Origin of the sequence: Zobellella denitrificans (genome assembly GCF_002407485.1) — a bacterium.
GTDB classification, from domain to species: domain Bacteria; phylum Pseudomonadota; class Gammaproteobacteria; order Enterobacterales; family Aeromonadaceae; genus Oceanimonas; species Oceanimonas denitrificans.
The window spans coordinates 3,331,002-3,349,243 of the sequence record NZ_CP012621.1; the positions used below are offsets into that span (position 1 = coordinate 3,331,002).

Here is an 18,242-nt window from a genome sequence, read left to right on the forward strand (position 1 = left end):
TTGGTTAAAAAATGATTTATCGGGTCCTCATTCAATGCTCAAGTGGCTCTCTCGCCTGTTTTTATTCGGCCTTTTCCTGACGATCAGCGCCCTGGTCGCCCTCTTCGTGCTGTATCAACAGATCAGAACGGAACTGCCGGATGTTTCCACCCTCAAGGACGTGCGCCTGGAAACCCCCATGCGTGTCTTCAGCCAGGACGGCGAGCTGATTTCCCAGTACGGGGAGCAAAGGCGCACTCCCATCGCCGTGGCCGAGATGCCGCCATTGCTGATCGACGCCTTCCTCGCCACCGAGGACGCCCGTTTCTACGAGCATCCGGGCATCGATCCCATCGGCATCAGCCGGGCGGCGGTGGTCTGGCTGAGCACCGGTGAAAAACGCCAGGGCGCCAGCACCATCACCCAGCAGGTGGCCAGGAACTTCTTCCTGAGCCGGGAAAAAACCGTGATCCGCAAGGTAAAGGAGATCTTCCTCGCCCTGCATATCGAAACCCTGCTGACTAAGGACGAGATCCTCGAGCTCTACCTCAACAAGATCCCCCTGGGCCACCGTTCCCACGGGGTCGCCGCCGCGGCCCAGGTTTACTACGGCAAGAGCGTGCATGAGCTGACCCTGGCGGAAATGGCGATGATCGCCGGCCTGCCCCAGGCGCCCTCGGTGCTCAACCCGATCAGCAATCCCCGCCGCGCCGGCGAACGCCGGGCCGTGGTGCTGGGACGGATGCTGGACACCGGCAAGATCAGCCGCTCCCAGTATGAAGACGCCATGGCCGCGCCGGTGGCGGCCCGCTACCACGGTGCCGAAATCACCCTCAATGCCCCCTATCTGGCGGAGATGGCGCACCAGTTCGCGCTGGCCATGTTCGGCGAGGAAACCTACACCCGGGGGCTGAACGTCTACACCACTGTGCAGTCGGACGAGCAACGGGCCGCCAACGAGGCGCTGGTCAATGGCCTGCTGGCCTATGATCTGCGCCACGGTTACCGCGGACCGGCCGACACCCTGTGGCAGGGCAATGCCTGGGAAGGAGAGCAAATCCGCCAGCACCTCGAGGAGCAGCCCTCCTACTGGCCGCTGGAGCCCGCCGTGGTCACCGCCGTGGCCGAGCGCGAGGCCACCGTCATCGTCAAGGGCAAGGGCGAAATCCGGCTCGACTGGAATGGCCTCAAGTGGGCGCGCCCTTACATCTCCGACAGCCGCCAGGGCAATGCCCCGCGCCGCGCCGGCGACATCCTCAAGGCCGGCGAACAAGTCTGGGTACGCCCCCAGGGCGAGGGCTGGATGCTGGCCCAGTTGCCGGAGATCAACGGCGCCCTGGTGGCGCTGGAGCCCGCCAGCGGCGCCGTCACCGCCCTGGTCGGCGGCTTCAACTTCACCCTCAACAAGTTCAACCGCTCCGAGCAGGCGGCACGGCAGATGGGCTCCAACATCAAGCCCTTTATCTACTCCGCCGCCCTGGACAATGGCTTCACCCTGGCCAGCATGGTCAACGACGCCCCCATCAACCACTGGGACGCCGGCAGCGGCAGCTCCTGGCGGCCGCGCAACTCCCCCAACGTCTACGACGGCCCCATCCGGGTGCGTGAAGCCCTGGCCAGATCCAAGAACGTGGTCTCCATCCGCCTGCTGCGCGAGACCGGCATTCCGACTACCATGCAGAGGCTGAACGACTTCGGCTTCAATACCGCCAGCATCCCGGCCACCGAGAGCCTGGCGCTGGGTTCGCCTTCCGCCACCCCGCTGGAGATGGTGACCGGTTACGCCACCTTCGCCAACGGTGGTCTCAAGGTCACCCCCTTCGTGGTGCAGCGTATCGAGGACGCCCAGGGCCAGGTGCTGTACCAGGCCCAGCCCGGCAGCCAGCGGGTGATCAGCGAAGAGAACGCCTTCCTGATCACCGAGGCCCTGAGCTCCGCCATCTGGGGCGGCAACAGTGCCGGGCGGCGGTGGAACGGCACCGGCTGGCGCGCCGGCCGGGCACTGGAGCGCAAGGATATCGCCGGCAAGACCGGCACCACCAACGATTCCCGCGATGCCTGGTTTTCCGGATATGCCCCCGCCCGGGTGGCCACCGCCTGGGTCGGCTTCGACGACTTCGGCCGTCCCCTGGGCCGAACCGCCCACAACCCCAACCTGGGCGCGGATCAGGTGACCGGTGGCGAGTTCGGCGGCAGCGCCGCCCTGCCCATCTGGATCGACTATATGAAGGTCGCGCTCCAGGAACATCCGGAACAACAGCGGCGGGTACCGGAAAACCTGGTGACCGTGACCATCGACAGCGGCAGCGGCCTGCGGGCCGATGGCCAGGGCCTGGCGGAATACTTCGTGCAAGGCACCGAGCCCAGGCGCTACGGCCGGGCCGGCAACAGCCAGCAATTCGGCGGCACCAGCATTACCGACGAGCTGTTCTGAGCAGCGCGGGCCAGAAAGCAAAGGGGCCGGAGTATGACTCCGGCCCCTTTTTGATGCCCGCCTACAGCAGCTCCTTGACCAGCTTGCCGATGACCTTGGCCATCTCGTTGAAGCAGGGCCGGCGCACCGAATGGATGCGGTACAGCAGGGCGATGGTACGGCTGGGCTCGGGATCCGTCACCGGCAGGTAGCTGACGCCCAGGCCGCCGTTATGGGAGCCGATGGCGAGCCGGGGGATCAGGGTCAGCCCCGAGCCCGCCGCCACCATGTTGCGCAGGGTTTCCAGGCTGGTGGCCTGGAAGTGGGTATCCTCGCCGATGCCGGCCGCAAAGCAGAAGCCCAGGGCCTGATCCCGCAGGCAGTGGCCGTCTTCCAGCATCAGCAGTTTTTCACCTTTCAGCTCCCCCAGGCTGATCCGCGCCCGCCCGGCCCAGGGATGCTCCGCCGGCAGGGCCAGCATCATCGGCTCCTCGTACAGCGGCAGGGCACCGAAGCTGTCCATGTTGTCGAGTTGGGCCAGGATCAGGCAGTCCAGTTCTCCGTCCGCCAGCTGTTTCAGCAGCGTCTGGGTCTGGGCCTCGTACAGGTAGATATGCAGCTCGGGAAAGTGCCGCTTGAGGGCGGGAATAATATGGGGCAGCAGATAGGGGCCCACCGTCGGGATCAGCCCGATATGCAGCTCCCCCGACATGGGTTCGGTGAAGGTGCGGGCGATATCCCTGAGCTCCTTGGTGGCCGCCAGCACCCGCCGGGCCTGGGCGGTAATGGCCTCCCCCGCCGGGGTGAACAGCACCTTGCGGGAAGTGCGCTCCATCAGCAGCACCCCCAGTTCGTCCTCCAGCTTGCGCAGCTGGCCGCTCAGGGTGGGCTGGCTGACGAAGCATTTTTCCGCCGCCTTGCGGAAATGACGCTCCTCGGCCAGGGCCACCAGGTATTCGAGATCCCTTAAATTCACGCTTTCACCGTTATTCGTCACTTTTGGGGAGCAATAGTCACCCATCCGGCGGCAAATAGGAAGGTCCAGCCTCAGTCCCCTACCCCGCACTCCATGCAGCGATCGCCGAGGGCAGGCCCCAGATGCAGCCTGGCATGGAGATCGCGCAGGGCGGTTCTCAGCCCTTCCTCCACCACCGGGTGATAGAAGGGCATGGCGAGCATCTGGGCCACCGTCATCCGGCTCTGGTGCGCCCAGGCCAGCAGGTGTGCCAGGTGCTCGGCTTCCGGGGCCATCATCTCGGCGCCGAGAAAGAGGCCGCTGCCCTGCTCGCCATAGACGCGCAACAGCCCCTGGTGACGCAGCATGACCCGGCTGCGGCCCTGATCCTCGAAGGAGGCCCGGCCGATGGCGAAGCAGTCGCAGCCGCCGTAGCGCCGTTCCAGCTCGCGGTAATCGGCGCCCACCATGGCCAGTTGGGGATCGGTAAACACCACCGACAGCCGGCTGTGGCGCAGGCCGGCCCGCACCTCGGGAAAGCGGCCCGCATTGTCACCGGCGATGCGCCCCTGGTCGTTGGCCTCGTGCAGCAGCGGCAGCTGGTTGCTGGCGTCGCCGGCCACGAAGATGTGGGGCAGGCTGGTCTGCAGGGTATAGGGATCGGCCAGCGGCACGCCCCTGTCGTCCAGCGCCATGCCGAGCCGCTCCAGCCCCAGGCCGTCCACATTGGGCCGGCGACCGGTGGCGGCGAGCACATAATCCACCCGGATCCGCTGGTTCACTCCCTCGGCATCGAGAAAGTCGATTTCCACCCCCTGCCCCTGCCGCTCCATGCGGCCGATCCGGGCATCCGCGTCCAGAAAAAACGCTTTCCGCAAGCACCCGGCGGCGTAGCCCATGACCTCGGGATCGGTCAGGGGGCCGACCTGGCCGCCCATGCCGAACATCCAGGTTTTCACCCCCAACCGGTGCAGGGCCTGGCCCAGCTCCAGACCGATGACGCCCGGACCGAACACCGCCACCGAGCCGGGCAGTTGTTGCCATTCGAACACTTCGTCGCTGACCACCAGACGGTCGCCAAGCCGCCGCCAGTCGGCGGGAAAGGACGGCCGGGAGCCGGTGGCGATCACCAGGGCATCGGCCTCGATACGGGTGTGATCGTCCACCATCAGGCTGTGTGCGTCCACCAAGCGGGCGCGCCCCCGCAGCCGGAGTTCGACGGGAATGGACTCGACCGAAGCATTCACCAGCCCCACGAAGCGATCCCGTTCGCCCCTGACCCTGGCCATCACCTCCCGGCCGCGGATCTGCACCTGCCCCGGGTGGATGCCGAAGGTCGGGGCCCGCTCCAGCTGGTGGGCGCAGTCGGCGGCGGCAATCAGCAGCTTGGAGGGCATGCAGCCGACCCGGGCGCAGGTGGTGCCGTAAGCGCCCCCCTCGATCAGTACCACCTCCTGCCGGTGGGCGCGGGCGGCACGCCAGGCGGCGAGGCCGGCGGTACCGGCGCCGATGATGGCGACCCGGGTCTTGATCACGTTCATGGCGGCTCTCCATGGGGCTGGATGAGAAAAGGGGCTTGCGCCCCTTATATTAGCTTATGCTAAATGCTCTGCCAGTTCGTCGCTGCCGTCGAGACCAGAAAATGGAATTGACAGGCAGGGACCATTAAAAAGCGGAAAGGAGCCCACACCGACACCTTTCCGCGCTCGCTTACCCCTGGCCGTTGAGCAACCGCTTGTAGATTTGATCCTTCAGCCGCAGTCGCTGCATCTTCAGCTCTTCGAAGTGTTCGTCCGCCACCGGCATGTTCCGGGACTCCAGCCCCGCTATCTGGTGGTCCAGCTTGTGATACTCGTTTGCCATCCGGGCGAACTCCGCATCCTGCTGTTTCAACTCGTCTATCTTGTCCACGTACTCCGGAAATTCGATGGTCAAGGCGTGGTTTCCCATGGGCTTGGCTCCTTTGTTGGCTGAGGATGCCTTAACTATAGTCGACCACGGCCTCCGGTACCTTGGCCAGGGCCGCCTCCACCACCTCGGTGCCGGCGCCGGGCCTGTGGGCGTTCTCGCTCAGGTGGCGGCGCCAGGCCCGGGCCCCCGGCAGCCCCTGGAAAATGCCCAGGGTATGGCGGGTGATGTTGCCGAGATAGGTGCCCCGGCCCAGCTCCCGCTCGATGTAGGGCAGCAGGTTGCGGATCACCTGGTGGCGGCTGGGGACCTCGCGGCCGTCGTTGAACAGGGCCGCGTCCACCTCTGCCAGCAGGTAGGGGTTCTGGTACACCTCGCGGCCGAGCATGACGCCGTCCAGGTGTTCGAGGTGCACCCTGGCCTCGTCCAGGCTCTTGATGCCGCCGTTGATGGCGATGGTCAGGCCGGGGTAGTCCCGCTTGAGCCGGTAGACCCGCTCGTAGTCGAGGGGGGGGATCTCCCGGTTTTCCCGCGGGCTCAGCCCCTTCAGCCAGGCCTTGCGTGCGTGCACTATCAGGCTGTCGGTGCCCGCCTCGATCAGCCGCTCCACCAGGGTGCAAAGAAAACCGTAGCTGTCCTGCTCGTCGATGCCGATGCGGGTCTTCACCGTGACCGGTATGGCCACCTCGGCCTTCATCGCCGCCACGCACTCGGCCACCAGGGCCGGCTCGGCCATCAGGCAGGCGCCGAACATGCCGTTTTGCACCCGATCCGAGGGGCAGCCCACGTTGAGGTTGAGTTCGTCGTAGCCGCGCTGCTCGGCCAACACCGCGCACCGGGCCAGGGCCGCCGGATCGCTGCCGCCCAGCTGCAGCACCAGGGGATGCTCCTCGGGACTGAACGCCAGGTAGTCGCCCTTGCCGTGCAGTATGGCGCCGGTGGTGACCATCTCGGTATAGAGCTGGGCATGGCGGCTCATCAGCCGGTGGAAATAGCGGCAGTGGCGGTCGGTCCAGTCCAGCATGGGGGCGACAGAAAACCTGCCAGAGCTGAAACCGCCGGCCGTAGCGGCTTCGCTCTGGTTTTTCCTTGAATTTGAATCTCTTACAATCTCGGTCATTTCACATTGTTCTCTGGTATTTTTCAGGCTATGGCATCCCACTGAGTATCCCACACACATGGGATACCTGATGGAAAGAGCATGGCCAGTTTTACAGTGGAGAAGCGCAAAACGGCGGCGGGTGTCATACGCTACCACTGCATAGTGCGCGTCAAAAAAGATAAAGCGATAGTGTATCAGGAGTCCCGTACCTTCGGGAAATCGACCGATGCCCGCACCTGGGGCAAGGCGATGATGTCACATATCGAGACCCAGAGGATCCCTGGGCAGGCACCGGAGGTGCCGACCATTCGGGAGCTGATCGCCATGTATCAGCAAGACCCAGACATTGCCAAGACGATAGGTAGAACCAAGGGGTATGTGCTCAACCTGCTGGCCGGCAGCGATATATCGAAGCTGCAGCAATAAACAGGGGCGCTTACCGCGCCCCCTCAGAAAATTCTCTTTTGCCCCCGATGATAGAAGCGCGCCAGCTGGTTGGTGGTGTTAGCGCTGGGGGGACAGCGTATGCCGGTAAGAGGGTGTTGATCAACTCAAGGTGCCGCGATCTTCCAGTTCATGTCGGCTGGCCACGGCCAGGAAGTGACTACGGTCCCGATATTGCCCCTGTGAAGCCTTTACCCTGGAGTCAATCAGCTGGATCAGGCCATCCGGCAAACTGACGTTGATACGCTTGGGCTTGCCCATAAACTCGGTCAGATCCACGTCCAGCAGCAACCAACCATCGCAGTGGTTGTAGTCCTCCAGCTGTCGATAATGGCGCGGGCCCAGATCCTTGATGCTATCGATGCCAGCCCCATTACTGACCATTTCCTCGATCACCATGGCAATCGCCTCGGTGGCCATGGACTTCACCTGCTCTTCACTGTCGGCAGCGCTGAAGCAGGCATAATCATCATTGCAGAGCGCAGGCACCACCAGGCCGAGCGCCTCCCCGTCATGCGACGGATATTCAACACCGACTGAAAACAACATAAGCACCTCCGCTAAATCCGTGTCAGGCCCAAGGAGCGGGGGGATTAGATCCCCGCCGCTTTCTTAATGGACTTGATGGTTCCGACCGGCAACGATTTCTTCGGGTGGGGGACTGGAAACGTCTTGCCCGTGATTGGCGAATACCAGATCTCGTGGCTCCCCTTGCCCTGCCGTTTGAGTTCGCAGCCGGCGGCCTTCAATTCCTTGATCAGGTCGCCTGACGTCATTAGAACCTCCTAATCAAGTGCCATCAATATACACACTAATACACACAAAATCAAAAACAGGAAGAAACAAAGAGGGCGCTCACCGCCCCCGGTTTGACCGGCCGCCGGCGCCGGCCGGCCGGAGCACATGGGTAGAAGACCGGGACCGGGAGCAGCTGCAGCAACGCCGGCTGAACCGCCAGGCCTTGGCCGTGCTGGCTGGCGATCTGCCGCTCGATGAATACATCGAGGCCGCCCCGGATGCCACCAAGGGCCAGGCCCTGGCGTTCAAGCGTTTCGCCCTGGAGCCGGAACAGGGCCGCCCCTGGATGGGTGAATATCTGGCGGAAACCGATGATCGCCGGCTGCTGGATCTGGTGAATACCTGGTTTAACCTGCACGGGCAGAGCCTGAACGATGGCGAGCGGCGCCGGACCAAGCTGGTCAACCTGTGCGAGGCCCTGGGCAATCCCCTAGCCACCACCTTCACCACCCGGGATTTTGCCGCCTACCGTGAGGCGCGGCTTTCCGGCCAGGCCCCCAACCTCCGCTCTACCCTGCAGGAAGGAAAGGGCGTCAGCCCCAGCACCATCAACCGGGAGCATTCCTACCTGCGGGCGGTGTTCAACGAGCTGAAACGCCTGGGCGAATGGCAGGGCGAGAACCCGCTGGACGGGCTGCGAGCCTTCAAGGTGGCCGACAGCGAGCTGGCGTTTTTGTACGAGGAGGAGCTAAAGCTGCTGCTCAACGCCTGCGCCGAGAGCAGCAACCCGGATCTGCTGCTGGTGGTCAAGCTGTGCCTGGCCACCGGTGCCCGTTGGTCAGAGGTGGAGGAACTGCAGCAGTCCCAGGTATCCCCGCACCGGGTCACCTTCACCCGTACCAAGGGCAAGAAAAACCGCACCATTCCAATCAGCCGGGAGCTGTTCGCCCAGCTCCCCAGGCGAAGGGGCCGGCTGTTCGGCGACTGCTACCGGGCGTTCGAGGTGGCCCTGGACAAGGCGGAGATCACCTTGCCCGAGGGTCAGTGCACCCACGTTCTGCGCCATACCTTTGCACAGCCACTTCATGATGAACGGCGTCAATATCCTGGTGCTGCAGAAGATACTGGGTCACTCCACCATCAACATGACCATGCGCTATGCCCACTTCGCCCCCGACCACCTCGAAGACGCCGTGAAGATGAACCCACTGGCGGCGGCCGGGCTGCAGTGATGGCACAGAGGATCGCCAGGAGGAAGCCACGACGTAAACGAACGCGCCACGGAAACCGCGCTCCTCCGCGCCCGCCTTCGCGCTTTACGTCATAAAAATTATGAAATTCTGCGGGAGTGCAATGCAGCCCGCCAAGCCGTGCCATGACTGGGCTCATGGCCGGGAAAGCGGAATTTCAACGAATGATCTTTTTTGAAGAAAAATGAAATTACGGCGGGGCCGCGCTGGATCCGGCAAGGATCCCAAAGCCGTGCCGGCTCTGCCTCTCCGGCCGTTTACGTGGGTGTATTTCACATTCCAATGTTTTATCTGGCCAGAAATAAACATTGCATAAAGCCAGGCAGGGCAAGGGATTGGCCCATTTTTATGCCGGGCTGGAAAATTTCACTTTTGAAATTATTGGGGGGAAAGATGCGCTTTACCTGCCGCGCCTGTGGGGCAAAGGCTACCATCACGAAAAACCACCGAATTTCCGCCGATTACGCCGAGCTTTATATCAGCTGCAGCGAGGTTTTGTGCGGGCACCGCTGGGTTGAATCTGTCGGGTATTCGCACGACCTGGCACCCTCTCAGCTACCCATCCGGGATAGCGAGGTGTTCAGGCTGATCAGCAGCATGCCCCCGGCAGAACGGGAAGAGTTGGTGGAGAGACTGAAGAAAGAGTTGCCGCCTGTTATAGAAGCCGAACCGAGCTTCCCCAGGATTGTCAGGCGGTCAAAGTGACATGTCACACGCTCAGGCTGCAGTGCAGCAAAGCGTAAGCCTGGGAACTGAAGTCACTGAATGATGCCAACACCGGTGACTTCACCCGGGTATCAATCAGCTGAATAATACCACCCGGCAGGCTGACGTTAATCCGCTTTGGCTTGCCCATAGATTCGGTTAAATCCACATCCAGCAGTAACCAGTCATCACAATGGTTATAGTCTTCCATCTGCCGGTAATGACGTGGCCCCGCCCCCCTGCCCCTTGATACCGTCAACGCTTTGCACACCGGACGATATAAGCGTAGCTTATATAAGCCCGAGCCGAGTAACGGCTGAAGTGCTGCAACTTGTTAACTTTTTGTGGCGGCAAGGTAAGTTTTATTAGAATAGAAAAGTTCAGAGATACACTTTTGCAAGCTAATAAAATTTGGAATTAGCACAAGATTGACATCAACCTCATCAGATACTGACAGGAGATACGGAAATTTTGAATCAAAACTTCCCTTATAGTGTTCAATTATTAACGCAGGTTTGTTCACTTTCTCGAATTGATTCTCAGCATATCCAGCGGCTTTGATAGCTTCGGCATGGTCCGATGAGTAACCTTGACCTAGAACCTCTTCAAATACAGCTTCAGAATATACCCATCCCTCTGAAACATCATATATGTAATCCATCTTTCTGCTCACTCTAAACTCCTTTGTGAGGTTAACTTTTCAATGACAGACAAAAAAGCGAAGGCTTTTCAAGAACCGCACCAGAAGGGCTTTCGCTGATTGATTATCTATATTCACAAATCACCGTTATATACTATTGGACTCTTATCTATGCCAATATCTTTCCGGACTTCATTTAGCATATCAAGTGCTAACGCTCGAACGTCACTCCATACGTACCTTTCTGTTCCATTAGATATTTTCAATAGATGATCTATGAGCTTATCCTGCGCATCCATTACTGATTGTGGCGCAAGCATCGCAAGGTAGCCATACAGCCTCATTCTTTGCTCGTTAAACTCATCAAAGCGACTACCTGCTTCATGCTGCTGAAGCCGCCCCATTTCATGGGCATCAAAAGAAGAGAGCATTCGAGAAATAACATCAATAGTTGCACGATATGTAATAATTTTATCATTCTGATATCGGAGGGTAGTTTCTTTAATTAGATCTAAGTCTCGTTTTGTTTTTTCGAGAGCAGATGCTAATTCATGTGTCTGGTCAACAAGAATTCGATTTGCCCAGACCTTGCCCAGCCACGATGACAGGCCAAAAATTACTGCGCCTCCAATACCAATAGAGGCAGTAGAGGCCGTTATGAATTTAAATACAGTTTCCCAATCCATGTATCGTCACACCCTGTGAATGTAACCTGTCAATCAACCGCCAAGCTAAAAAGCGAATTGAACCAGCTGTTATGCAATAGGACACACCGAAAAATCCCGAGCAAAGACATATTCGGTTGCTTTGGCTAGCGAGCAATTATTAAGTTCGGAAACCTTTTCTTTAGATATTTTTTGGTCTACAACGCCAGCAGCAAATGCAAGATTAGGAGCTATGGGCATGAACGTAAGGTCGTCGTAGCCATCAGCGACTAAAAACTCAAAATCACTCGCCTCAAGCAGCCCCCATTTCAAATTACTATATGCTTCCCAAGCGCGATCTAACTCTATCTGTATTTGTAAGGATGCACTGAAGCGGGATGGGACTACTCCATTTTCGCGGGTGAACATGGCCCATTTGCTTTCTAGGATCTCTTCTTGCTCTTTTGCTAGACCAGACCCGGCCATGCCGTTCAGTATAATGTCTTGGTTTGGGTTGTTGTGGTAAGTGAAGCGTAAGCGCCACAATAAAAAGTATCGTGAAATCGACTCGTGACTCCTCGAAGAGTAGTCACTGATGTTGTCTATTTGATTATGAAATTCTTTTTCTATGGCTGCCATGTAGCCTTTTTCAGCTCTTTCATCCCATGCTCTTTTTGTGCAAAAAATTTTGGCCCGTTTATGCCGCTCAACTATTTCTTGGGTGGCGATTAATTTAACCTGAACCTTTTCTGCTTCGTTATAGAACTTGCTGATGGCGTGGGCCGTATGAAAGTGTTGCTCAACGGTTAGTTGCTGAGGGTTGCCTTTAAGTGTTGGTTCATACGGCACGAGCTTTGCTCCTAGTGCATAACATTTTTAATACTGTGCATGCACATATACACTCATGCACGCTCTCTTAAAATATAACTTAAGGCAATGATTAAGCTTAATTTTTCTATTGGAGACGGGATTCCACACCGGCAAAAACGCGCATGCGCATATTGATGCATGCGCCATGCGCAGTATCTACTTTGTGTTGCACTTCAACTTATTGATAATTAATGGCTTCATCAAATTTGTTGGTTGTATGCGCGCATCAGGCCGCGACAATTTGTGCATCCAAGCCGAGAAACGCAAAATATACTGTATATAAAGCCAGTATTTTAAGATGCTTTTTATACAACCAGGATCAGCATAATTTCCTGCAATAGGCACGCTACCGCCCGGGTCTTGTGGGCGACCTTGCCTCTCCTCGTCCCTGTGAAGTTGCTATCTTTCAGTAGATTGGCATCATATGAAACTTTTGCATTATGACGCTACAGGCCGCCGAATGGAAGACGGGCCCCGGTGTGCAGCATAGAGCCCCGGCCGCGACTGAGCCAGGCTAGAGTTAATGCGCTTGGATCATCGAGGGCCCCTTCAGCTCGACGTGATATTGCCGGCTACCAGGCCCTGGATTCAATATGAGGGTCCAGGGCTCCGCTCTGGCGGGTATGGGCGGAGCCCATGGAGACCCTGCGAAGCTACAGGCCGGGACAAGTCCGCTACGCGATCACTGATGCATCAGGCGATACAAGGCGTTATCGCGCCCTGCCAAACCGAGCTTTGCCGAAAGGTGCCGAGTAGAATGCTTTTGGTCGTGGGGAAGTATATCGCAAGCCCAGCTCGGCCTACGGCAGGAGGCCCGGGAACGGGCGGAGAGTCCGGCGGTGGCAGGGGCCAGAAAGTACGCTTAATCAGATCCTTGGTGATCCATAAGTATCCCAAGGAATTTATCACCACAATAAAAACAATAGGTTAGTTAAAAATCTGCCCCATCGAGCATGGGGGCGACGGAGAAGCGGCCGCTGGCAAAGGAGGAGGTTCTGGTCGGGGAGTCTTGCGTCATGGGCACCGGTCGTCAGTACAAAAATTAAGCGGCGGAGTATAGCGCAAAACCGCGCCCATGGGGAGGCCTCAGCCGTCCCGGTACAGGCCCCACATCTGCCGGCCCAGGCGGCGCAAGCGGGCCAGCTGCTCGTTGAAGGCTGGATTTGAAGCCCCCTGCCGGCGGCGGCCAAGCTGGGTCTGGATGGCGTCGTCGTGGGCGGCGATCAGCCGCTCCAGCAGGGCCTCCAGCCCTTGCGGCGGTTGTCCTGGCGCCAGGCTCAGGGCCAGGGCCGCGTCCGCGCCCAGCAACTCGCGGTTGTAGTCCAGCGCCTCCCGGATGATCGCGGCCTTGGCCGGATCCCCGGGCGGGGCCGCGACCGGGGGCAGCAGATCCACCTGGTTGACCAGGGCCAGCAGGGCCGGCGCCCGGCGGCCACGCTGCTCTGGTCGGGCGAGATGGGCGTCGAACGCCTGCTTCAGGGCCAGATCCGCCTGCCGGGCCGGCTGGTTGGCCTTCAGCAGCCAGAGCACCAGATCGCTGTCCGCCATCTGCCGTACCAGCCAGTCCTCGCTCGCCTCCGGGGTGGCGATGCCGGGGGTGTCGACCAGGTGCAGCAGCGGGATCCCCTCCAGTTGATAACGGTAGACCCGCTTGCGCGCGGTGCTGGGCAGGGCGCTCACCTCCGCCACAGTGCGCCCGAGCAGGGCGTTGATCAGGGATGACTTGCCCGCGTTGGGCTGGCCCACCAGCAGCACCCGCAGCGGGGCCGGGCCGTCGGCCAGATCCCGCTCGTCTTCCGCCAGGCGGGGATCCGGCGGCAGCTCCCGCTCGGCAAGCCGGAAGCGGCCGCCATAGAGATCGATGGCCACCGCCGCCACCTCCGCCAGCAGGGCCTGCTTGAGCTGCAATTGCAATTGCTCGCTCATGCCCTCGAACAGCTCGCCCAGTATCCGATCCCGGCCTGCCGCCACCCAGCCCTCGGGAGTCAGCAGCCGCAACCAGCGATAGGCGTCGTACCAGCGCCTGGCGGCGCGCAGCCGGTCCCGCTGCCGGTAGAGGCCATGCAGCCGGTCCAGCCGCAGCTGCTCCACATAGGGCACATGCTCCAGCAGGAAGCGGCGATAGCGCCGGCTCACCTCCTCGGTCAGCAGCAGCAGCTCGGGCAGGGTGAAGGCCAGCTCGGCCTCCCTGTCCGCGGGGTGATAATCGGCCGCCACCTGGCGGAACAGGGCCAGGCCGTGTTCCCGCAGCCTCGCCCATTCCGGCTCCCGGGCCAGCCGCTCCCGCCCCAAAGCCAGGGCCCGCTGCCAGATTTCCCGCTCGAAGGCCGACCACTGGCCATCCGGCTCGGGCTGCCAGTCCGCCAGGGCCGGCAGCGGTTTCCGGCGTAGCAGCAGCAGAGGCAGGCAGGCCAGCAGCAGCAACAGCAAGAACCAGCCCCAGGCGCCGCGTTCGAACAGGTAGAGCGCGCCCAGCAGGCTGAGCACTACTACCGGCAGGGCGCCGCCCAGCAGCAGCCACCAGGGCAGGCCGGGCAACTGCCTGCGCAGCAGCCGGAAACTAGTGACGATGGGTTTCATGTTCGGCCGTGCTCCTGATGTCCTGCATCGCCTGATCGAAGCTGGCCCTGATGTCGCCGGCCACCACCTCCTCGCCCCGGCTCAGGTGATACAGGTACTTGCAGGCGGCCCGCCCCAGGGCATAGGTGGTGGCAAAACTCATGGCGGCGGCGGTGGTGGCCCCCAGGGTCTGGCCATAAACGGGAATGAACTTGATCAGCTGGCGTGCGCCCAGGCGGGACAGGTAGTGGAGCGCGAAGCCGCCGCCCAGGGCGGCGGCGAACTCGGCGAAGCGCCGCCGGTCCCACTCCAGGCCGTAGTGGGCCGCCAGGCTGTGCAGCAGCTTGCCCTGGATGCCGGGCACCGCCACCAGGCCCACCGCCGGCAGGGCGTCGCAGGCGCCGGCGGCGCCCGCGTACCAGAGCAGTTCTCGGCGCAACAGGGCGAAGTTGTGCTGCTCCCGATCCCGGTGCTGGCGGTGCTCGAGCAGCTGCCGTGCTATCGGCAGCACGTCGGCCAGTTGCGCCAGCAAGGCCTCGAGGCCGAGCGCCTCGCCCTGGGCCGGCAGATCCAGCTCGACCCGGGCCAGGGGCTGTCCCCAGGCCTGCTCCAGCAACTGCTGATGCCGGGCCACCGCCTGCCCGCGCTGGCGGGGATCGCCCACCAGCCCGAGGCCGGTGTGCACCGCCAGCAACTGGCCGATGCCACCCTGGCGACGGATGTCCGCCAGGGCCTTGAGCAGGGCGCCTTGCTCGGGGTCGTCGGCCCGCACCAGCGCCAGCAGCGCATGGCTGCGGCCCTGGCAGGCACGGATGTCCTCCGCCGGATCGTAACCCGCCTCGCCCAGGCCACGGGTGTCGAGAAAACGCAGCACCGGCCGGGCGGCGGGGAAATCGTAGCCGGCGGCGGTACGGGTACAGGGACGAAAGCCGTTGCCGATCTCGACCGCGCTGTCGCCGGTCAGGGCCCGGATCAGGGAAGACTTGCCCGCCCCCGTCTTGCCCAGCAGCCAGAGGGTGGGCAACTGCGTCTGGCGGGCCCGGAAGGCCGGGCTCAGCGCCGGATTGGGCTCCGGCGACAGGGCGGTGTAGAGGCGTTTGAACAGATCCCCGGTCATATGGCTCCTCGCTGACTTTGCGTCCGGTCGCAGCCAAGGCGGCCGCGCCTGTGCTAAGATGCCCGCAAAGAACTTCAGGATATCCGTTTTCTATGACCGTGCAACGCCAGTTGGAGCAAGCCGAACGTTTATGCGCGCAGCGCGGGGTGCGCTTTACCCCCACCCGCCGCCATGTGTTTACCCTGATGGCCGAACACAAGGGCGCGGTCAGCGCCTATGAACTGCTGGATCGGCTCAAGGAGCTGGAGCCCAGCGCCAAGCCCCCCACCGTCTACCGGGCCCTGGACTTTCTGTTGTCCCAGGGCTTCGTGCACAAGGTGGAATCCCTCAACGCCTTCCTGTTCTGCGATCACTTCGCCGAACACCATCCCATGCAGCTGCTGATCTGCGATCGGTGCGGCCTGGTCATCGAGCTGCACGACGAGGCCATCAACCAGGCCTTCCGCCAGCAGGCCGAGCTGCACGGCTTCGCCATCACCAGCCAGTCCATCGAGGCCCACGGCCGCTGCCGTTCATGCCGGGCGGAAACCGCCGCCAGCTGATATAGTTTAGGCATCCGGATCCGCCGAGGGGATGGAACATGGCTGCCTTGCTCAAAGGGTTGTTGCTGCTGGTGCTGGTTTTGCTGCTGCTGAGCGAGGTGAAGCTGAGTACCTCGCTATACAAGTACGAAGACAACCAGGTTGAAATCACCTTTCCCAGTTGGCGCGCCGAAGCTCCCTGGTATTACCTGAAGTGGAACCCGGCCAAGGAGGAATTTATCCACCGCCGCGGCCCGGGAAGCTGATCGGGATCAGAATGGCGGAATACTACTATGGTAGTATTCCGCCATTCTTTATTTCCGGTACTCCACCATGGCCGAGCTGCTGACCACCCTGTTTCTGCCCCTGATGCTGGCGCTGATGACGCTGGTAATGGGCATGACCCTGGAACCCCGCCACTTCACCCGCCTGTTGCGAATGCCGACTCCGCTGCTGCTGGGCCTGGGGATGCAATGGCTATTGCTGCCGCTGCTGGCCTGGCTGCTGATCTGGGCCCTGGCGCTGCCGCCACTGATCGCCGCCGCCGTCATCCTGGTGGCCGCCGCCCCCGGCGGGGCCACCTCCAACATGTTCAGCTTCCTGGCCGAGGGCGACACCGCCCTGTCGGTCAGTCTGACCGCCTTCGTCGGCCTGCTGGCGCCTTTCTGGATGCCGCTGGCGGTGGCCACCCAGTTGCACTGGCTGGGCCAGGGCGGCAGTGAGCTGGCCCTGCCCCTGGGCAGTACCATGGCCCAGTTGGCGTTGATCTGCATAGTGCCGGTGCTGGTCGGCATGGCCATTCGGGGACGATACCGGCGCTGGGTCGAGTGCCACCAGCCGAGGCTGAAGCAGGGGGTGAGCTTTTTATTTATGCTGGTGCTGCTGGCGCTGGTGGCGCGCAACCTCAAGCAACTGCCTTCCCTGTTCAGCACCGCGGCCCTGGCCATGCTGCTGCTGTGCACTCTGGCCCTGGCCTGCGGCTACCTGGTCGCCCGCCTGGCCCAGTGTCCGGAGGCGAGCTGCCGCAGCCTGGCCTTCGAGGTGGGCATCCAGAACGGCGCCACCGCCATACTGGTGGCCTACACCCAGCTCGGCTCGGACGCCCTGGCGATGCTGGCCCTGCTCTACGGCATCCTGATGAACATCCCCGCCCTGGCGCTGCTGGCCTGGTTCCGCCGCCGGGGACGGATGGCGGTGCTGAGCGCACGATAAACGACAAGGCCGGTCCCTTGCGGGACCGGCCTTGTCTCAGCTTGAGGACAACGTCGTCTGTGCCACAGGCATGGCCTGGCCGTCCATTATCAACCGATATATTCCAGCCTCGGCCGGGCGGTCATGCGGGTGACCAGTTCGTAGGCGATGGTGCCCACATGGCGGGCCACCTCTTCCGCCGCCAGGCCCTGGCCCCACAGCAGCACCTCGTCGCCTACCTTGTCGGTGGCGTCCGGCCCCAGATCGATGGTGGCCATGTCCATGGACACCCGGCCCGCCAGGGGCACCCGCCGGCCGTTCACCAGCACCGGGGTGCCGGGAGGCGCCATGCGCGGGTAGCCGTCGCCGTAGCCCACGGCTATCACCCCGATGCGGGTATCCCGCGGGCTGACCCAGGAGCCGGCATAGCCCACCGGCTCGCCGGCCTTGTGCTCGCGCACCGCGATCAGGGTGGTGGTGAAGTCCATCGCCGGACGCAGGCCGAAGTCGCTGCCCTGCCGGTCGCCGAAGGGGGTAATGCCGTACAGCATGATGCCCGGGCGGACATAGTCGGCATGGGCCTCGGGAAAGGCGATGACGCCGGCGGAGTTGCACAGGGCGGTGGCCTTCACCCGGCCCTTGGTCACCTGCTGGAAGCGGGCGATCTGGGCCTCGGTCACGGCACGCTGCTCCGGCTCGTCGGCCCGGGCGAAGTGGGTCATGGCGTTGACCGGCTGCAGCACGGCGGCCACCTGCGCCAGGCGGGCGAATACCTCGTCGGCCTGCTCGGGGGCGAAGCCCACCCGGTGCATGCCCGAGTCGATCTTCACCCAGACGGTGACCGGCCTGGCCAGGGGCGTGCGCTCCAGGGCCTCGAGCTGGGCAAACTGGTGAATGCAGATGTGAAAGTCGTGCCGGGCCGCGTATTCCAGCTGGGCGACGTTGAAAAAACCTTCCAGCAGCAGTATCGGCTGGCGGATACCGCCGGCCCGCAGCTTTTGCGCTTCCTCGAAGCGGGCCACCGCGAACAGCTCGGCCTCGTCCTTGAGGGCGGCGGCCACCGTCAGGTCGCCATGGCCGTAGGCATTGGCCTTGACCACGGCGATGGCCCTGGCACCCGGGGCCAGCTGTTTGGCTACCCGCAGATTGTGCCTGACCGCCTCCAGATTGATGCGGGCCACAGCCCCTCTTGCATCCATCTTTGCT

19 protein-coding genes and 1 pseudogene are annotated in these 18,242 nt (G+C 61.9%); 7 read left to right on the plus strand and 13 right to left on the minus strand.

Annotated elements, in window-relative coordinates; genetic code table 11:
* Positions 1–34: 34 nt before the first annotated feature.
* A complete protein-coding gene (locus AN401_RS15720) occupies positions 35–2,413 on the plus strand; it encodes a penicillin-binding protein 1A (protein ID WP_096779878.1) in 2,379 nt (792 codons plus the stop codon).
* A 61-nt stretch (positions 2,414–2,474) separates the two neighbouring features.
* Here AN401_RS15720 and oxyR read toward each other — a convergent pair whose 3' ends face one another.
* The 4 genes from oxyR to dusA form a co-directional block, all read right to left on the minus strand.
* On the minus strand, positions 2,475–3,368 hold the full coding sequence (oxyR, locus tag AN401_RS15725) for a DNA-binding transcriptional regulator OxyR (protein WP_094040110.1): 894 nt from the start codon (positions 3,366–3,368) through the stop codon (positions 2,475–2,477).
* 71 nt (positions 3,369–3,439) lie between these two features.
* On the minus strand, positions 3,440–4,888 hold the full coding sequence (locus AN401_RS15730; RefSeq protein WP_096779879.1) for a dihydrolipoyl dehydrogenase: 1,449 nt from the start codon (positions 4,886–4,888) through the stop codon (positions 3,440–3,442).
* A 169-nt stretch (positions 4,889–5,057) separates the two neighbouring features.
* Entirely contained in the window at positions 5,058–5,297 is a 240-nt protein-coding gene (locus tag AN401_RS15735; RefSeq protein ID WP_094040112.1) for a YdcH family protein, read from the minus strand.
* Positions 5,298–5,328: 31 nt separating this feature from the next.
* The gene (gene dusA, locus AN401_RS15740; RefSeq protein ID WP_096779880.1) at positions 5,329–6,375 is read right to left on the minus strand and encodes a tRNA dihydrouridine(20/20a) synthase DusA; all 1,047 of its coding nucleotides are present in this window, start codon (positions 6,373–6,375) and stop codon (positions 5,329–5,331) included.
* Between the two features lie 81 nt (positions 6,376–6,456).
* Here dusA and AN401_RS15745 point away from each other — a divergent pair, with 81 nt between their 5' ends.
* Entirely contained in the window at positions 6,457–6,783 is a 327-nt protein-coding gene (locus AN401_RS15745; protein ID WP_096779881.1) for a hypothetical protein, read from the plus strand.
* 120 nt (positions 6,784–6,903) lie between these two features.
* Here the strand turns inward: AN401_RS15745 and AN401_RS15750 are convergent, their stop codons facing one another.
* Both AN401_RS15750 and AN401_RS15755 read right to left on the minus strand, forming a co-directional pair.
* Complete coding sequence (locus AN401_RS15750) at positions 6,904–7,350, minus strand: type II toxin-antitoxin system HicB family antitoxin (protein ID WP_096779882.1); 447 nt, start codon at positions 7,348–7,350, stop codon at positions 6,904–6,906.
* Positions 7,351–7,394: 44 nt separating this feature from the next.
* Complete coding sequence (locus AN401_RS15755) at positions 7,395–7,577, minus strand: type II toxin-antitoxin system HicA family toxin (protein ID WP_096779883.1); 183 nt, start codon at positions 7,575–7,577, stop codon at positions 7,395–7,397.
* A 242-nt stretch (positions 7,578–7,819) separates the two neighbouring features.
* Here AN401_RS15755 and AN401_RS15760 point away from each other — a divergent pair.
* Positions 7,820–8,771, plus strand: a pseudogene (locus tag AN401_RS15760) (phage integrase); the annotation flags it as partial.
* Between the two features lie 192 nt (positions 8,772–8,963).
* A complete protein-coding gene (locus AN401_RS15765) occupies positions 8,964–9,494 on the plus strand; it encodes an ogr/Delta-like zinc finger family protein (protein WP_096779884.1) in 531 nt (176 codons plus the stop codon).
* Positions 9,495–9,498: 4 nt separating this feature from the next.
* Here the strand turns inward: AN401_RS15765 and AN401_RS15770 are convergent, their stop codons facing one another.
* The 6 genes from AN401_RS15770 to AN401_RS15785 all read right to left on the minus strand — a co-directional run bounded on the left by AN401_RS15770 (position 9,499) and on the right by AN401_RS15785 (position 15,324).
* On the minus strand, positions 9,499–9,705 hold the full coding sequence (locus AN401_RS15770) for a type II toxin-antitoxin system HicB family antitoxin (protein ID WP_232513335.1): 207 nt from the start codon (positions 9,703–9,705) through the stop codon (positions 9,499–9,501).
* Positions 9,706–9,828: 123 nt separating this feature from the next.
* Positions 9,829–10,167, minus strand: a complete 339-nt coding sequence (locus AN401_RS19855) for a hypothetical protein (RefSeq protein WP_157772292.1) — start codon at positions 10,165–10,167, stop codon at positions 9,829–9,831.
* A gap of 101 nt (positions 10,168–10,268) precedes the next feature.
* Positions 10,269–10,820: a hypothetical protein gene (locus AN401_RS15775; RefSeq protein ID WP_096779885.1), complete on the minus strand. Its 552-nt coding sequence runs from the start codon at positions 10,818–10,820 to the stop codon at positions 10,269–10,271.
* A 69-nt stretch (positions 10,821–10,889) separates the two neighbouring features.
* Positions 10,890–11,627 carry a hypothetical protein gene (locus AN401_RS19860; RefSeq protein WP_157772294.1) on the minus strand — a complete coding sequence of 246 codons (738 nt, stop codon included), beginning with the start codon at positions 11,625–11,627 and terminating at the stop codon, positions 10,890–10,892.
* A 1,107-nt stretch (positions 11,628–12,734) separates the two neighbouring features.
* The gene (locus AN401_RS20335; protein WP_096779886.1) at positions 12,735–14,228 is read right to left on the minus strand and encodes a GTPase family protein; all 1,494 of its coding nucleotides are present in this window, start codon (positions 14,226–14,228) and stop codon (positions 12,735–12,737) included.
* Positions 14,209–15,324 carry a YcjF family protein gene (locus AN401_RS15785; RefSeq protein ID WP_096779887.1) on the minus strand — a complete coding sequence of 372 codons (1,116 nt, stop codon included), beginning with the start codon at positions 15,322–15,324 and terminating at the stop codon, positions 14,209–14,211. The genes AN401_RS20335 and AN401_RS15785 overlap by 20 nt, the downstream gene beginning before the upstream one ends.
* A gap of 92 nt (positions 15,325–15,416) precedes the next feature.
* Here AN401_RS15785 and zur point away from each other — a divergent pair, with 92 nt between their 5' ends.
* From zur to AN401_RS15800, 3 genes are all read left to right on the plus strand, one after another.
* The gene (zur, locus tag AN401_RS15790; RefSeq protein WP_094040116.1) at positions 15,417–15,866 is read left to right on the plus strand and encodes a zinc uptake transcriptional repressor Zur; all 450 of its coding nucleotides are present in this window, start codon (positions 15,417–15,419) and stop codon (positions 15,864–15,866) included.
* A 38-nt stretch (positions 15,867–15,904) separates the two neighbouring features.
* The gene (locus tag AN401_RS15795; protein WP_142995621.1) at positions 15,905–16,111 is read left to right on the plus strand and encodes a hypothetical protein; all 207 of its coding nucleotides are present in this window, start codon (positions 15,905–15,907) and stop codon (positions 16,109–16,111) included.
* A gap of 67 nt (positions 16,112–16,178) precedes the next feature.
* A complete protein-coding gene (locus AN401_RS15800; protein WP_096779888.1) occupies positions 16,179–17,057 on the plus strand; it encodes a bile acid:sodium symporter family protein in 879 nt (292 codons plus the stop codon).
* An 89-nt stretch (positions 17,058–17,146) separates the two neighbouring features.
* Here AN401_RS15800 and alr read toward each other — a convergent pair whose 3' ends face one another.
* Positions 17,147–18,235, minus strand: a complete 1,089-nt coding sequence (alr, locus tag AN401_RS15805) for an alanine racemase (RefSeq protein ID WP_096779889.1) — start codon at positions 18,233–18,235, stop codon at positions 17,147–17,149.
* Positions 18,236–18,242 lie beyond the last annotated feature (7 nt).

What these genes read in the sequence shown, in the direction of transcription:
- AN401_RS15720 (WP_096779878.1), top strand. Translation starts at nt 35, where the DNA reads ATGCTCAAGTGGCTCTCTCGCCTGTTTTTATTCGGCCTTTTCCTGACG.
- AN401_RS15730 (WP_096779879.1), bottom strand. Translation starts at nt 4,888, where the DNA reads ATGAACGTGATCAAGACCCGGGTCGCCATCATCGGCGCCGGTACCGCC.
- AN401_RS15735 (WP_094040112.1), bottom strand. Translation starts at nt 5,297, where the DNA reads ATGGGAAACCACGCCTTGACCATCGAATTTCCGGAGTACGTGGACAAG.
- dusA (WP_096779880.1), bottom strand. Translation starts at nt 6,375, where the DNA reads ATGACCGAGATTGTAAGAGATTCAAATTCAAGGAAAAACCAGAGCGAA.
- AN401_RS15745 (WP_096779881.1), top strand. Translation starts at nt 6,457, where the DNA reads ATGGCCAGTTTTACAGTGGAGAAGCGCAAAACGGCGGCGGGTGTCATA.
- AN401_RS15750 (WP_096779882.1), bottom strand. Translation starts at nt 7,350, where the DNA reads ATGTTGTTTTCAGTCGGTGTTGAATATCCGTCGCATGACGGGGAGGCG.
- AN401_RS15755 (WP_096779883.1), bottom strand. Translation starts at nt 7,577, where the DNA reads ATGACGTCAGGCGACCTGATCAAGGAATTGAAGGCCGCCGGCTGCGAA.
- AN401_RS15770 (WP_232513335.1), bottom strand. Translation starts at nt 9,705, where the DNA reads ATGGAAGACTATAACCATTGTGATGACTGGTTACTGCTGGATGTGGAT.
- AN401_RS15775 (WP_096779885.1), bottom strand. Translation starts at nt 10,820, where the DNA reads ATGGATTGGGAAACTGTATTTAAATTCATAACGGCCTCTACTGCCTCT.
- AN401_RS20335 (WP_096779886.1), bottom strand. Translation starts at nt 14,228, where the DNA reads ATGAAACCCATCGTCACTAGTTTCCGGCTGCTGCGCAGGCAGTTGCCC.
- AN401_RS15785 (WP_096779887.1), bottom strand. Translation starts at nt 15,324, where the DNA reads ATGACCGGGGATCTGTTCAAACGCCTCTACACCGCCCTGTCGCCGGAG.
- zur (WP_094040116.1), top strand. Translation starts at nt 15,417, where the DNA reads ATGACCGTGCAACGCCAGTTGGAGCAAGCCGAACGTTTATGCGCGCAG.
- AN401_RS15795 (WP_142995621.1), top strand. Translation starts at nt 15,905, where the DNA reads ATGGCTGCCTTGCTCAAAGGGTTGTTGCTGCTGGTGCTGGTTTTGCTG.
- AN401_RS15800 (WP_096779888.1), top strand. Translation starts at nt 16,179, where the DNA reads ATGGCCGAGCTGCTGACCACCCTGTTTCTGCCCCTGATGCTGGCGCTG.
- alr (WP_096779889.1), bottom strand. Translation starts at nt 18,235, where the DNA reads ATGGATGCAAGAGGGGCTGTGGCCCGCATCAATCTGGAGGCGGTCAGG.